The sequence below is a fragment of the Mesorhizobium sp. C089B genome (genome assembly GCF_030323125.1).
Classification (GTDB): domain Bacteria; phylum Pseudomonadota; class Alphaproteobacteria; order Rhizobiales; family Rhizobiaceae; genus Mesorhizobium.
The window spans coordinates 5,096,603-5,110,702 of the sequence record NZ_CP100469.1; the positions used below are offsets into that span (position 1 = coordinate 5,096,603).

At 62.5% G+C, this 14,100-nt stretch carries 9 protein-coding genes and 2 pseudogenes; 7 read left to right on the forward strand and 4 right to left on the reverse strand.

The window, feature by feature from the left end:
• Positions 1 to 66 precede the first annotated feature (66 nt).
• Positions 67 to 1,506 carry an aldehyde dehydrogenase family protein gene (locus NLY44_RS25175; protein ID WP_023684246.1) on the forward strand — a complete coding sequence of 480 codons (1,440 nt, stop codon included), beginning with the start codon at positions 67 to 69 and terminating at the stop codon, positions 1,504 to 1,506.
• 14 nt (positions 1,507 to 1,520) lie between these two features.
• Positions 1,521 to 2,102, forward strand: coding sequence for a DUF1349 domain-containing protein (locus NLY44_RS25180; RefSeq protein WP_023755594.1), 582 nt, complete (start codon positions 1,521 to 1,523; stop codon positions 2,100 to 2,102).
• A 9-nt stretch (positions 2,103 to 2,111) separates the two neighbouring features.
• On the opposite strand, the pseudogene NLY44_RS25185 reads toward NLY44_RS25180, so the two are convergent.
• Positions 2,112 to 2,890, reverse strand: a pseudogene (locus NLY44_RS25185) (helix-turn-helix transcriptional regulator).
• A gap of 182 nt (positions 2,891 to 3,072) precedes the next feature.
• Here NLY44_RS25185 and NLY44_RS25190 point away from each other — a divergent pair.
• The 5 genes and pseudogenes from NLY44_RS25190 (at position 3,073) to NLY44_RS25210 (ending at position 10,340) form a co-directional block, all read left to right on the forward strand.
• Positions 3,073 to 5,159, forward strand: a pseudogene (locus NLY44_RS25190) (hydantoinase/oxoprolinase family protein).
• 12 nt (positions 5,160 to 5,171) lie between these two features.
• Positions 5,172 to 7,376, forward strand: coding sequence for a hydantoinase B/oxoprolinase family protein (locus tag NLY44_RS25195; protein WP_023806173.1), 2,205 nt, complete (start codon positions 5,172 to 5,174; stop codon positions 7,374 to 7,376).
• A complete protein-coding gene (locus tag NLY44_RS25200; RefSeq protein WP_023729650.1) occupies positions 7,373 to 7,858 on the forward strand; it encodes an acetone carboxylase subunit gamma in 486 nt (161 codons plus the stop codon). The genes NLY44_RS25195 and NLY44_RS25200 overlap by 4 nt, the downstream gene beginning before the upstream one ends.
• Before the next feature lie 96 nt (positions 7,859 to 7,954).
• Positions 7,955 to 8,782 (forward strand): SDR family NAD(P)-dependent oxidoreductase, encoded by an 828-nt coding sequence (locus NLY44_RS25205; RefSeq protein ID WP_023806172.1) that lies wholly within the window; start codon positions 7,955 to 7,957, stop codon positions 8,780 to 8,782.
• Positions 8,783 to 9,056: 274 nt separating this feature from the next.
• Positions 9,057 to 10,340, forward strand: coding sequence for an O-antigen ligase family protein (locus NLY44_RS25210; RefSeq protein WP_023806171.1), 1,284 nt, complete (start codon positions 9,057 to 9,059; stop codon positions 10,338 to 10,340).
• Between the two features lie 10 nt (positions 10,341 to 10,350).
• Here NLY44_RS25210 and NLY44_RS25215 read toward each other — a convergent pair whose 3' ends face one another.
• The 3 genes from NLY44_RS25215 to NLY44_RS25225 form a co-directional block, all read right to left on the reverse strand.
• Entirely contained in the window at positions 10,351 to 11,442 is a 1,092-nt protein-coding gene (locus tag NLY44_RS25215) for an acyltransferase family protein (protein WP_023806170.1), read from the reverse strand.
• Positions 11,443 to 11,558: 116 nt separating this feature from the next.
• Positions 11,559 to 12,782, reverse strand: coding sequence for a polysaccharide biosynthesis/export family protein (locus tag NLY44_RS25220; protein WP_032905183.1), 1,224 nt, complete (start codon positions 12,780 to 12,782; stop codon positions 11,559 to 11,561).
• Positions 12,783 to 13,000: 218 nt separating this feature from the next.
• Positions 13,001 to 13,678: a sugar transferase gene (locus NLY44_RS25225; protein ID WP_023668816.1), complete on the reverse strand. Its 678-nt coding sequence runs from the start codon at positions 13,676 to 13,678 to the stop codon at positions 13,001 to 13,003.
• Between the last annotated feature and the right edge of the window lie 422 nt (positions 13,679 to 14,100).

The window sequence follows — 14,100 nt, forward strand, 5'->3', positions numbered from 1 at the left end:
TCATTTGTCTGATAAATGATTCAGGCATACGGCACCCCCAGCGAACCAATACAAGGAAACCGCGACATGAGCCTGTTTCGTAAAAATCTGATCGATGGCGAGTGGGTGGGCGAGGCCGGCTCGCGCAACATCAATCCCTCGAACACGGGCGATGTCGTTGGCGAATATGCCTCGGCCGGCGCCGAGCAGGCAAAGCAGGCCATCGCGGCGGCCAAAGCCGCCTTCCCGGCCTGGTCGCGTTCGGCGCCGCTGGTGCGCCACGCCGTGCTGAAAAAGGCGTCGGACGAGATCATGGCGCGCAAGGACGAGATCGGCCGCGCGCTGTCGCGCGAAGAGGGCAAGACGCTGGCCGAGGGCATTGGCGAGACCATCCGCGCCGCCCAGATCTTCGACTTCTTCGCCGGCGAGACGCTGCGCCTGTCGGGTGAATTGGTGCCCAGCGTGCGCCCGGGCGTCGGCGTCGAGATCACCCGCGAAGCCGTCGGCGTGGTAGGCATCATCACCCCGTGGAATTTCCCGATCGCCATCCCCACCTGGAAGATCGCGCCGGCGTTGGCCCACGGCAACACCATCGTCTTCAAGCCGGCCGAATTGGTGCCGGAGAGCGCCTGGACCATCGTCGACATCCTGCACCGCGCCGGCCTGCCGAAAGGCGTGCTCAATTTGGTCATGGGCAAGGGCTCGGTGGTCGGCCAGGCCATGCTTGACAGCCCCGACCTCAACGCCATCACCTTCACCGGCTCGGTCGGCACCGGCAAACGCGTCGCCGCCGCAAGCGTCGAGCATATGCGCAAGTTCCAGCTCGAAATGGGCGGCAAGAACCCGATGGTCGTGCTTGATGACGCCGACCTCGCCACGGCGGTCGAATGCGCCATCAACGGCGCCTATTTCTCGACCGGCCAGCGTTGCACGGCCTCTTCTCGCCTGGTGGTGACCGAGGGCATTCACGACCGCTTCGTCGCCGCGCTCAAGGAGCGCCTGGAAAAGCTCGTCATCGGCGATGCGCTCGACACCAAGACCCAGATAGGACCGGTCGTCGATGCGAGCCAGCTCAAGCAGGACGAGGATTACATCGCCATCGGCAGCAAGGAAGGCGCCAACCTCGCTTTCGGCGGCGAGCGGCTCGATCGCGAAACGCCCGGCTTCTACCTCAGGCCGGCACTGTTCACCGAGAGCACCAACGCCATGCGCATTTCGCGCGAAGAAATCTTCGGGCCGGTCGCCAATGTCATCCGTGTCAAGGATTATGACGAGGCGCTGGCGGTTGCCAATGACACCCCCTTCGGCCTGACGTCCGGCATCTGCACCTCGAGCCTCAAGCATGCCACGCATTTCCGGCGCAACTCCGAAGCCGGCATGGTGATGGTCAATCTGCCGACGGCGGGCGTCGATTTCCACGTCCCGTTCGGTGGTCGCAAGGGCTCGAGCTACGGCCCGCGCGAGCAGGGCCGCTATGCCGCGGAGTTCTACACCACGGTAAAGACGGCCTATACATTTGCCGGCTGATCGCGGGGGAACCGATGACGGCGGCGAAAGAGGACCTGACCTGGCTCAACCCGCCGCCGCATCATGTTGTCGGCGACGACACGGTGCATGTGCGCACCGGCAAGGAAACCGACTTCTGGCGCGAAACCTTTTACGGTTTCTGGCGTGACAATGGCCATTTCCTGTATCGGCCGGTCGAGGGTGACTTCAGCGCCGAAGTCACCGTCAAGGGCGACTACAAGGTGCTCTACGACCAGGCCGGGCTGATGCTGCGGCTGAGCGAAACGCACTGGATCAAGGCCGGCATCGAATACACCGACGGGCTGGCGTATTTCTCTGTCGTCGTCACCAACGACACCTCCGATTGGTCCCTTGTAGCCATCGCGGCCGGCCCCGACGGCGTCCGCATCCGCCTGACCCGCCACGCCGAGGCGATCCGCGTCCAGTATCTGGACTCCACCGATAGTCACTGGAAGCCGGTGCGGCTGGCCTATTTCCCGGTCTCGAAATCCGTCGATGTCGGCATGATGTGCTGCTCGCCGCAGCGCGAGGGTTTCGAAGTCACCTTTTCGGGCTTTACGGTCGGCCCGCCGATTTCCAGGCAGTTGCACGACTGAGGGCGATACCTAGCCGTCCGCGCGGTGCTGGAAGAACTGTAAAACAGTTCTCTTTCGGTGGTGATGTCGAGCTTCTCATAGATGCGGCGGCGGTGGTTCTTCACCGTGCCAACGGTGATGCCGAGCCGCTCGGCGATGTTGGCGGTCGGGTGACCCGCGAGGATCAGCTGCACCAGTTCGCGCTCGCGCAAGGAAAGCTCCGGCCACAGGCTCGCAGGAATAGTCGGCTCTTGCCGGGGCGAGGCGCCGGGGCCGGTCGGCGCCGATGTGCGGGAGAATTCCGTCCCCCGCGCCTCAATGTCGAGTGCATGCAGCGCCTCGAACACCGGCAGCCGCTCGTCCAGCAGGGCGATCTCGCTCTCCTTGAAGGTGGAGGTCGAGCGGTCGAGGAAGATGCCGAGGCACCAGTCGCCGCCATCGGCCAGCATGATGCCGACCTCGTCGCAGATTTCCGACTGCGCCAGGAAGCCCGCTATGTACTGGCCGCGCTTGGCCTCGTCGTCGGCAAGCCGCTTCAGCGGCAGGATGCCCAGCCGGCGTTCACGCCGCCACGAGGCATAGAACGGGTCGAAGACGTAGTAATTGTCGAGATAGCGCCGGACCATCTCGTCGGAGAAGCGCCGGTGCTTGATGAATTCCGGCGTCTGCGTCGCCGAATATCGGGTCACGGTGACGAGATCGTGCTCGATATCGGCGCCGATCAGGTCAATCAGGCAGTCGACATGCCTGTCCGTACCGGTGGCGGCAATCGCCCTGGCGAGCGGCCCCCAGATATTGCCCATGCGCATGCCCTTTTCTCGGCGATCCCGGTCCGGCGGACATTGTGTCTTTTGGCATATGGCGCAAGGCCGCCCAAGGAATCTAGCTTGAGCCATCCTACAGCAATCCTGAGGCGACCGTGACCCAACCCAACCTCACCAGCCCCATCGTCGGCAATCCAATCGTCATCGGCATCGACGCCGGCGGCACCATGACCGACACGATCCTTGTCGACCAGGACGGCCACTTCAAGATCGGCAAGTCGGCAACCACGCCGAAGAACGAGGCCGAAGGCTTCCTCGCATCGGCCGAAGACGCGGCCGACGCCTGGGGCATCTCGCTGGAGCAGCTGTTCTCCGGCGTCAACGTCGTGCTCTATTCCGGCACCGGCATGCTCAATACACTGTTGTCGCGCACCGGGCGCCGGCTTGGCCTGATCACCACCAAGGGTCTGGAAGACATGATCCTGATGGGTCGCGGCCTGCAGGCCTGGGCCGACTATTCCTATGCCGACCGGCTGCATGCGGTGACCCACCATCATCCCGATCCGCTGGTGCCGCGCCGTCGCACCCATGGCGTCACCGAGCGCATCGACCAGTTCGGCGACATCGTGCTGCCGCTCTACGACCATGAGGTCTCGGCTGCGGCCAAAAAGCTGATCGCCGACAAGGTCGAAGCGATCTGCATCATGACCATCTTCTCGCACGTCAATCCGGTGCACGAAAAGCGCATCGCCGAGATCTGCCGCGAGGAGGTGCTGAAAGCCGGCGCCGACATCCTCATCTACACCAGCCACGAGGTCCGCCCGGTCATCCGCGAACAGTCGCGGCTGAACTCGGTGCTGATCGAAGCCTACGCGACGTCGCGCGGCCGCAAGCAGCTCAAGAGCATCGAGGACGTTTCGAAAAATACGGCTTCAAATACGGCGTGCAGACGCTGCTGTCCTTTGGCGGCCTGACCTCGATCAACCATCCGCGCCTGCACGAAACCATGATTTCCGGCCCGATCGGCGGTATTCTCGGCGCGGCCTATGTCGGCAAGCTGATCGGCAACGACTCGCTGATCTGCTCGGACATGGGCGGCACCTCCTTCGACATGGGCGTCATCTCGCGCGGCCAGACGCGGATCGAGAACGAGCCGCTGATGGACCGTTTCAAGCTCAACGTGCCGACGCTGCATCTCGACACGATCGGCGCCGGCGCCGGCATGATCCTCAAGGTCGACCCGCTGACCAAGAAGGTCTCGCTCGGGCCGGAAAGTGCCGGATCCGATCCCGGCCCCATCTGCTTTGCCAAGGGCGGCACCGAACCCACCATCGCCGATTGCGACGCCATCCTCGGGCGCCTCAACCCCTATTATTTCCTCGGCGGCAAGGTCGTCTTGCACGTCGAGAAGGCGCGCAAAGCGTTTGAGGAAAAATGCTCCAGCATCCTTGGCGTCGGGGTCGAGGAGGCTGCCGAAGGCATGATCGACATGCTGGAAGCCGATGCCAACAACGCGCTGCGCCGGGTCATTTCCGGCCAGGGCATCCATCCCTCGGAATTCACGCTGCTGTCCTATGGCGGCTCGGGTCCGCTGCATCTGGCCGGCTGCTCCAGGGGCATCGGCTTCAAGGACATCATCACCTTTCAGTTTGCCGCCGCCTTCTCGGCCTTCGGCTGCACCACCGCCGATTTCATGCGTCGGCATTCGGTGTCGACGCAGCACGACATTGGCGCCCGCGCAAGCGATGACGAGCTGCTCGCTTTCGGCAAGAAGGTCACCGACGTCTGGAATGATCTCACCAAGGCGGCGGTCGACGAGATGATCAGCGACGGCCATATCAGAGACAAGATCAAGACCGTGCCGTTCCTGATGATGCGCTACACCGGCCAGCTCGAGGATGTCGAGGTCATGGCACCGCTTGCCGAGGTCAATTCGGCTGACGACATGCGCAGGGTCATCGACGAGTTCGAGGCGGGCTACGCCAAGGTCAACCATCGCGTTTCGCGCTATGGCGAAGCCGGCTTCACCATCACCGAGCTCGGATTGATCGCCACCGCCGACAAGGTCAAGCCGGTGCTCTTGAAGCGCCCGCTCGGCAAGTCGGCCCCGGCAGCAGCGCACAAGGGCGTGCGCGAGGCCTATATCGGGGGACGCTGGCACAAGGCCAATCTCTACGAGATGGACCTACTGCAGCCCGGCCATGAGGTGTTCGGTCCGGCCATCATCGAACATCCCGCGACGACGCTCGTCGTTCATCCGCAGGACCGTGTCCATGTCGATGAATGGACGCTGCTGCACTACACCCATTCTTGAGAGGGCACCGCCATGTTGGACAAACCTGCCTCGGCCCTGCGCCTTCGCGAACGATTGCTCGATTCAGAACGGCTGATGGAAGAGACCGGCTGCTATGACGGCATCACCGAGCTCACCTTGCGCAACCAGGACCCGCTGAAATTCGAGACGCTGCACACCAAGCTGCGCGCCTATTGCGTCTCGGCCCGCGAAATGGCCCGCCGCATCTCGGCCTCGCCCGGCGTGCGCGAAGTCGGCGAAATGGTGGTGGCGATCTATACGCCCGAGGGCGATGCGATCGCGCTGTCCAACGGCATCATGGTCCACGTCCACACGATGAGCCGCTTCATCAAATGGATGATCAAGAACAATTACGAGGAAAACCCGAAGATCCGCGAAGGCGACATCTTTGCCAACAACGATGCCTTCATCGGCACCGTGCAGGTGCCCGACGTCATGGACGTGGTGCCGATCTTCCATCAAGGCACGCTGGTCGGCTGGGCCGGTGCGGTCTGCCACGAGCTCGAAGCCGGCGGCATCACGCCCGGCGGCGACGTCTGCTTGGCGCAGGAGCGCTTCACCGAAGGCCTGTTCGTCTGCGCCGAGAAGATCGGCGAGAATGACGAGATCCGCCGCGACCACGTCATCCGCTGCGAGCGCAATCTACGCATGCCGATCTACTGGGTGCTCGACGAGAAGGCCAAGGTCGCCTCCTGCATCGACATGCGCGAAAGCGTCAAGCAGCTGATCTCCGAGATCGGCCTCGACTACTGGATGAAGGTGTCGAAGGAGTTCATCGAGGAGGGCCGTCGCGCCCAGCTCGCCCGCACCCGCCAGCTCACCGTGCCCGGCATTTATCGTGGCCACACCTTCTACGGCCATGTCACGGCGGGCAAGCCCGGCTTCCAGCTGCTTGGCGATCCCGACTGGCTCTACAACATCCCGATCGAGATGGAGATCACCACCGACGGCAAGATCACCATGGACTTCGAGGGCACGCAGCCCTGGGGCTACCATTCGATGAACTGCACGCCGGCCGGCATGGATGGCGGCATGTTCGTCACCTTGACCCAGCACATGAATTTCGAGGGCCTGGTCAATGACGGCGCCTGGATGGCGACCGAGCTGAAGCTGCCGCACGGCACCTGGACCAACCCCGACAATGAGATGGTGGCGACCGCCACATCCTGGGCGCTGCTGCTGCCGGCCTATGGCGTGTTCCAGCGCCTTTTGTCGCGCGGCTTCGTCGCGCGCGGCTTCGTCGAGGAGGCCTTCGTTGGCCAGGTCAACAGCCCGATGATCGAGATGGGCGGCGAAAGCCAGTACGGTACGCCGTTCGGCATGGCGCATTTCGAATGCGCCGCCGCCGGCTCCGGCGCGCTGGCCATCGCCGATGGCCTCGACACCGCCTATGTCGGCTGGAATCCGGAATCCGACATGGGCAACATCGAGGTCTGGGAACAATCGATGCCGATGGTCTATATCGGCCGCTCGATCGTCCCCAATTCAGGGGGCGCCGGCAAATATCGCGGCGGCTGTTCCTTCGTCTCGACCTGGCTGATCAACAAGACCTCGCACCTGCGACTGCACACCTCGGAACACTCCTCGCGGGTATTCGACAATGGCGGCATGTGTGGCGGCTATCCCGCGCCGACCTGCCAGAAGCATCGCGCGGTACGCAATTCCAACATCCATGAACTGGCGGCAAAAGGCGAACCGCTCGCGCATGCCCCAGGTATCGATCCGCATGTCTCCGACTACGAGAAGAACATCGGCGGCGACCATGCCGTGGTCGAAGGCCCCTACATCACCTCGCCGCACAAGTCGGGGGACATCTTCAGCCATTCCTACAATGGTGGCGGCGGTTACGGCGACGTGCTGGAGCGCGATCCGGTCAAGACCGCCTGGGATGTCGAGAACGGTTTTCTCACCCGCCAGGCGGCGATCCAGATTTTCGGCATCGTGCTGAAGGACGACGCCGAGGGTTATCCGGTTGCCGATATCGACGCCACCGTCGAACGTCGTGCCGCCATGCGCAGAGAGCGTCTGGCCAAGGCGATCCCGGTTTCCGACTGGATCGCTGCCGAACACGGCCGTGTCGAGAAGGCCGACTTCGCGCCCGAGGTGAAGAAAATGTATGCCAGCGCGATCAAGCTGTCGTCGCGCTTCACCAGGGATTTCAGCGATTTCTGGACCGTCGACGCCAGATCGATCTTCATGCCGGGAGCAAAGCCATGACCTCATACAGCAAGGAAGTCCTCGGCGATCTCTCAGCCGGCAAGCTCCCCTGGCCTCAGACAAAGCGCATCATGAGCGCCTACAAGGACGACGACCGCTTCTTCAAGATGCTCGCCGTCTATCAGGACCGTGTCACCTGGAAGGACCCGATCCTGCTGCCGGTCTCGGATCACCTGTTCATCTGCCAGAGCGGCGACGAGCGCATCACCCGTTGCGAATGCGGCCACTCCTTCGGCGACTACCGCAAGAACTGGAAGCTCAAGGCCGCGATCAACGTGCGCAACACCGAGGCAGCGCTGCGCGAGATCTATCCCAACAGCGATATCCCCGATCCGCAATGGATGGAAATCCGCGAATTCATCTGCCCGCAATGCGGCACCATGCACGAGGTCGAGGCGGCAGCACCCGGCTATCCGATCGTGCATGATTTCGAACCCGATCTCGAAGGCTTCTATCGCGAGTGGCTGGGCAAACCGCTTTAGCGACGTGGTGACCAGCGCTGCAGGCAAGGTAGCGCTCGTCACCGGGCTGGGTCTAAGACTATGGCATCAAACGTCGGCATCGGAGATTCACTGCCCATGACAGACCTTTCCGGCCGCAGTGCGATCGTCACCGGCGGGTTTTCCGGCATGGGCTTCGCCATTGCGACGGCGTTGGCGCAGGCCGGCGCAAATGTAGCGGTCGGCTCCTACATCGCCCCCGCCGGCGCCGACAGAACCGACGCCGCCTACTATCCCGGCGCCGATGAAATCGAGCGCGTGCGGTTGGCCCTGTCGGCACACGGCACCAGGGTTTATGCCGCCCATCTCGATGTCCGCGACAGCGATGTGACCAACCGGTTTGCGGCTGACGCACAAGCCGCCATCGGCCCGGGAGACATACTGGTCAATGCCGCGGGCACCACCGCCGAACAGCCGGTCTGCGGCCATTCCGACGCACTGTGGGACAAGATCGTCGACACCAATCTGAGCGGAGCGTTCCGCGTCACCCGAGCTGTGCTGCCCGGCATGATCGAGCGCGGCTGGGGCCGTATCGTCAACATCGGCTCGACAGCGGCTTCCGTCGGCTGGAAGGACAACCCGGCCTACTGCGCCTCGAAGGCCGGGCTGCTCGGCCTTACCCGCTGCGTGGCGCTGGAAGGCGCCGCGCACGGTGTCACTTGCGTCATGATCAGCCCGACCTGGGTCGAGACCGAACTGATGCGCCGCAACGTGGCGCAGGTCGTCGAGCGTGAGGGCAAGGGCAGAACCGCCGAGGAAGCGATGGCCGAGATCGCCAAGGGCAATCCCCAGGAGCGCATGCTGCAGCCGCAGGAAATCGCGGCTCTAGCCGTGTTCCTGTGCTCGGATCTGGCCAAGGGCATCACCATGGAAAACATCCAGGTCACCGGCGGAGCGCTGTGGTAGCGGCCACAGTTTGAATTTTCGAACGAGCGAGCCGCATTAACGCCATTTGTCGGTTGCATGGTCGCTTTGGCCCTGCCTGCGCAACTTTACCCCTCGCGGCAAATTTACCATTGAGTGACAGGCGATAGAGGTTATATTGTGCACTGCACAATGGATGCCCGCTGATCGGGGTCCGGCAAGGGCAGGTTCCGGCGATCGCGCATGACGCAGAAAAGCCGACCATGGGCGCTTCAGCCCAGCCGAAAGGCGGCAGCATGAGAAATCCGGTACGGATATGAAGATCCCGAAAGCCATTCTGATCGATCCGGACAACAACAAGGCCTATGCCGCCTTCGCCGTTGCGGTGTCGGTCTTTGCCTTCGCCTACTCCACCAATTTCGGCCAGATCCTGATCCTCGCCTACTATCTGGTATGGCTGCCGCTGCTGTTCGTCGATTACCGGCGTTTCGCCCGCGATCTCTCCAGCGCCTGGCTGCCGCTGCTGTTTGCGGCCTATGTCTGCCTGTCGCTGTTCTGGTCACAAGCGGCGGGCACCAGCGCGCGGGCGGGGCTGCAATATTTCTCCCACATGCTGTGCGCCTACATCGCGGCGCGCACCATCAGCACGCGCACGCTGGTGCTGGGCTCGCTGATCGGCATCTTCATCGTGCTGCTGTATTCGCTGAAGGTTGGCGCCTATGCGCTCGACACTATCGACGGCACCACCAATTTCGTCGGCGCCTTCGGCTCCAAGAACCAGATCGGCTTCTTCGCCTCGCTCGGCATCTTCTTCTGCTTCGCTTTTCTGGCCTTCTACCGGCGCAACTGGATGAGCTTCGTCTGGACCGCGCCGATCATCCTGCTGTCGGTCTATATGCTGGCGATCGCCCACTCGGCGACGTCGGTCGCTTCGCTTCCGGCGGTGATCGGTGTCGTTGCCTTGCTTGCCATGAGCAAGGTTCTGTCACGCCGCTACCGCCGCGTGCTGTTCGTCGTCGGCGCTACCGCGCTGGTCGGCGGTGTGATGGCTGCGCTGAACCTTGGCCTGCTCGATGTCGTGCTCGGCATCTTCGGCAAGGATTCGACGCTGACCGGCCGCACCTATCTCTGGGAACAGGGCTGGGCCGCCGCGCAGCAGCGTCCGGTGCTCGGTTATGGCTATGCCGCCTACTGGATCCAGGGTTTTGCCGATCCGGAACGGCTCTGGGCCGAGTTCTACATCTCCACCCGCACCGGCTTCCATTTCCACAACACCTATATCGAGACGCTGGTCGAGCTCGGCTTCATCGGCGTGACGATGCTGGCGCTGATCATCCTGCGCTCCTTCTGGGGCCATGTTTCGAAGGTGGTGTTCGGTGACTGGAGCGCCGATTCAGTGGTGCTCGCCGGCGCGGTCGGCATGATGCTGATCCGCTCCTTCTTCGAGGTCGAGATCCTCGGCCCCTATTTCATGGCCTCGTTCATCGTCTATTACGGCCTGTTCAAGCTGCGCCCGGTGCCGCTCGCCAGGGCAAGGCGGGCCTATGTTCCGGTGCCGGACGAGAACACCGCCAACGGCCGCATGCCGGCGCGCGTCTGACTTGCTTATCTCACGCGACGGCGCGCTTGCGCAGCATCAGCCGCTGCAGGAAGCGGCGCAACGGCTCGTCATAGAGGCGCGTGGCGATGTCGGCGATGACGATGACGGAAACCGCCATGACGATGCCGAACCAGGGATGATGCGCGAACGGGTCGATCGCTGCGGCCTTGCCCGCCCCGGCGATGATCATCAGCAGCGGCGTGTGGATGATGTAGATCGGGTAGGAAATCCGCCCCAGCCAGCCATAGAGGCCTGACAGGCGCGGCGCCGTCGGCGCAATAGTGCCGACCACCACCAGCGCCGGGAAAACAAAGACGACGCAGGCGAGATCGTAGGCGACGCGCGCGCCGCCGGCCGGCGCGATGGCAAAGACGACGAGCGTCAGTGCGATCGCGGCCTCTATCCACCAGCCGCGCCGCAGAAAGCCGAGCCCGCTTTGATAGCGTGTCATGGACCGGCAAAGCAGCACGCCCAGGAAGAACGAGAAACAGACGCGCGGCAGGCCGCTGATGATGGTCGATCCGGTCATGCCGAAGTCGAGGGTGCCGGCAATGATAGAGACGACCACCAGCAACACCAGACTGACGGCAATGAGCGTGCTCAGCACGCGTTTCGTCAGCAGGAAGAAGACGGCGACATAGGCTATGTTGACGATCAGCTCGAAGAACAGCGACCACGACGCGGGGTTGAGCGGAAAGATCGTGTGATAGGCATCGCTGACCAGCGGGATGAAGAACATGCCGGTCGTCAGCATGGTGCCGATCTCGGAGATCGGCATGTATTCCGCCGGAATCAGCCGGTTCTTGACGATGAGATAGAAGAAACCGAGCAGCGTGCCGGCGAGGTAGAGCGGGTAGAGGCGTATCAGGCGGATCGCCAGGAACGTGCCGAAGCCCATGCCGTTTTCGATCTTGCGGTCATAGGCATGCGCGATGACGAAGCCGCTGAGCAGGAAGAACAGGTCGACCGCCAGATAGCTCGACGGCAGCACCTTGCCGGCGGCCAGGAACGGCGAGAAGTGGTAGAGCATGACGCTGATCGCCGCGACGCCGCGGATGGCATCGAGATTGAGGTAGACGTGGCGCGGTGCGGCGGGCTGCATGGAATGCCTTCAAGCGGTCGAAAAACGGAAGTTCCCGCCCGCACCCTGGCGCGAACGAGCCGAACTGGTTCCTCCCGCCCCTCCGTCGTTCCGGTCTAGCTGAGCGAGACAGGAACTTACTGGCTGGCCGTCGGCGCCAGCTTCACCTTGATGACGTCGCCCGGCAGCACCGGTGTATCTTCCTTGGCGTCTATCTCGCTGGTCTTGCCGTCGGTCACGCGCACCAGCGAATAGATGAGCGCCGGCTCTTCATTGCTGTTTGTCATGGCGGCGGTCGTGGCCGGGTCCGATGCCTGGGCCATCAGGCCCTGTTGCATGTTGACCCTGAGTGCGGCTTCGTTGAGGTCTGCTTCGACCTGCTGCCGGTCGGCGGCAAGTCTCGAGTTCAACGTGTTCTGGGCATCGATGGCATCCTGCGTCGCCTTGCTGACCGACTGCTTGGCGGTGAGGATCGCCGTCTCATAGTCCAGGATCTTGCCCTGCAGATCGGTGACCGACTGTTGCGAGGAAAGCAGGCGTGCGTTGGCGACCAGGCCCTTTTGCGCCAGCGGACCGATACTGTCCGCCTGCTGCTGCGCCAGGTCGACCTGCTTTTGCTGGTTGACGATCTTTTTCTGCAGCGCCTCGATTTCGGACTGCAGGACCCCTTTCAGATCGTCAAGCGCCTGCAGCTTCAGCTTCAACGCTTTCTGGTCGGAGATCAGGATCTGCATTTCGTCGGAGACGATTGTCGCCAGGCGCGGGTCGCCCTCGACTTCCTTAGGCGCCTCGAAACTCTCCTTGCCGGCGAGATCGGCATCGATGCGGGCACGCTTGACGATCAACCGCACGCGCTGGTCGTCATAAATGTCGAAATTGCCCTTGGCGGTGATCAGGTCCTTGCCGAGCTGGGTGCCGAAATCGGCGTTGCGCCGGATGCCGCCGGCGATGCTGATCGCCTTGAGCACGGTCAGCTCCGGCACATAGGGAAACTGGCCAGGCGTCTGGATCTCGCCCGAGATGTAGAACGGCCGGAACTGCACCATTTCCACCGAGGCTTCCGGCTTGTCCGACAAGGCAAGCTTGCGCTGCAGGGCGACGCTGATCGCGGCCGCAACCTCCGACGTGGTCTTGCCGGCGGCCGGCAGTTCGCCGACGAACGGCACCGACAAATTGCCGGCTGGACCGACCGAATATTCGCCGTTTACCGCCGACCAGTCACGGAACGTGCCTTCCACCGTCTGCCACTCGGCGACGCGGATGTTGAGCTTGTCTTGCGAGCCGAGCCGGTACTCGTCGGCCATGGCCGGAACCGCGAGCGACAGAGCGAGGCACGTGGCGACGAGCCGTGCCGGCCGCATCGGGCCGGCAAGGCGAAAATACGCTGATATGTCTGTTTTCAACTGAACGTTTCCGATCCGTTTTGGCCCCATCCGCCCGATAGGCCTGCTGCCGAGTGCCTCCTTCGGAACCTGGCAGAACACTATGGCTGCAATGCGAGACCGGCCCATCACCGAATAGCTTTGGACCGGATTGGCTTCGGGCCGTACCGGCCCGATTGCTGACCAGTTGCGGTCGGTCAGTAGGAACCGCGCGACATCCACACCGCGGGCACGGTCTTGAGGATGATGCGAACGTCTTCGAACAGCGACCAGTTCTCGACATAGTGACGGTCGAACGCGACGCGACTGTCATAGGAGACATCGTTGCGTCCGCTGACCTGCCAAAGCCCGGTCAGGCCCGGCCGCGACTTCAAATAATAGACCGCGGCGCTGCCGTAGATCTCAAGCTCGTCGCGCACCACCGGGCGAGGCCCGACAAGGCTCATGTCGCCCTGCAGGATGTTGATGATCTGCGGCAGCTCGTCGAGGCTGAGCTTGCGCAGAACGGCGCCGACGCGGGTGACGCGCGGATCGTTCTTCAGCTTGCGGGTCGCGATCCATTCGGCGTTGGCTTCCGGATTGGCCGCGAGATAGGCGGCCAGCACACGTTCGCCGTCTTCGACCATGGTGCGGAACTTGAGGCAGGGGAAAATCCGCCCACCGCGTCCGATGCGCTTGTGGCCGTAGAAGATCGAGCCGCCGTCGGAAAGCTTGACCAGAAGGGCCACCATCAGGAACAGCGGGCTAAGCGCCACCAGGCCGACAAGTGAACCGAAAATATCGAAACTGCGCTTCAGCAGCCCGCCGATGGGTGGCGGAAAATCTACGCCGACATGCGAAAATGCCGCATTAGCCGACTTGGCAACGTCCCTCATGCAAAAGCTCCATACGTTGAACGGATGGTTTATGCCACGATACCAAAAAAATGCTGCAGCGCAACACACAATTTCCCATATGGCTGAAATAGTCACGTCAGGAATTGACTAATTAATAAACCCTCCTTGCCCAAATTTTGCCCTTTATGGCGGGTTTGTGACGAATAATTAGCAACCGTAGGAAATGTAATGCCTTTTTTCGGCGGGTTTTGGGCAAATCGTCCTTTGCCGCAGAGGGAACGGCTTTAACTGATTTTCGAATCACTGGCTTTGCTAAATTAATCAAGTAAAATACTAATCAACATTGCAGATTCTACTGTAGTATAAAGCGCATGACGAGTTAGGCCACCACCCCTGCGTGTGCATCGCAGCATGGCGGAGTCCAAGCCGCCGCCAAGCCGAAAATTATTGCTGGTTGCCCT

Coding starts and splice junctions, on each gene's coding strand:
- NLY44_RS25220 (WP_032905183.1), bottom strand. CDS start 12,782: ATGCGGCCGGCACGGCTCGTCGCCACGTGCCTCGCTCTGTCGCTCGCG.
- NLY44_RS25205 (WP_023806172.1), top strand. CDS start 7,955: ATGACAGACCTTTCCGGCCGCAGTGCGATCGTCACCGGCGGGTTTTCC.
- NLY44_RS25175 (WP_023684246.1), top strand. CDS start 67: ATGAGCCTGTTTCGTAAAAATCTGATCGATGGCGAGTGGGTGGGCGAG.
- NLY44_RS25195 (WP_023806173.1), top strand. CDS start 5,172: ATGTTGGACAAACCTGCCTCGGCCCTGCGCCTTCGCGAACGATTGCTC.
- NLY44_RS25225 (WP_023668816.1), bottom strand. CDS start 13,678: ATGAGGGACGTTGCCAAGTCGGCTAATGCGGCATTTTCGCATGTCGGC.
- NLY44_RS25200 (WP_023729650.1), top strand. CDS start 7,373: ATGACCTCATACAGCAAGGAAGTCCTCGGCGATCTCTCAGCCGGCAAG.
- NLY44_RS25210 (WP_023806171.1), top strand. CDS start 9,057: ATGAAGATCCCGAAAGCCATTCTGATCGATCCGGACAACAACAAGGCC.
- NLY44_RS25215 (WP_023806170.1), bottom strand. CDS start 11,442: ATGCAGCCCGCCGCACCGCGCCACGTCTACCTCAATCTCGATGCCATC.
- NLY44_RS25180 (WP_023755594.1), top strand. CDS start 1,521: ATGACGGCGGCGAAAGAGGACCTGACCTGGCTCAACCCGCCGCCGCAT.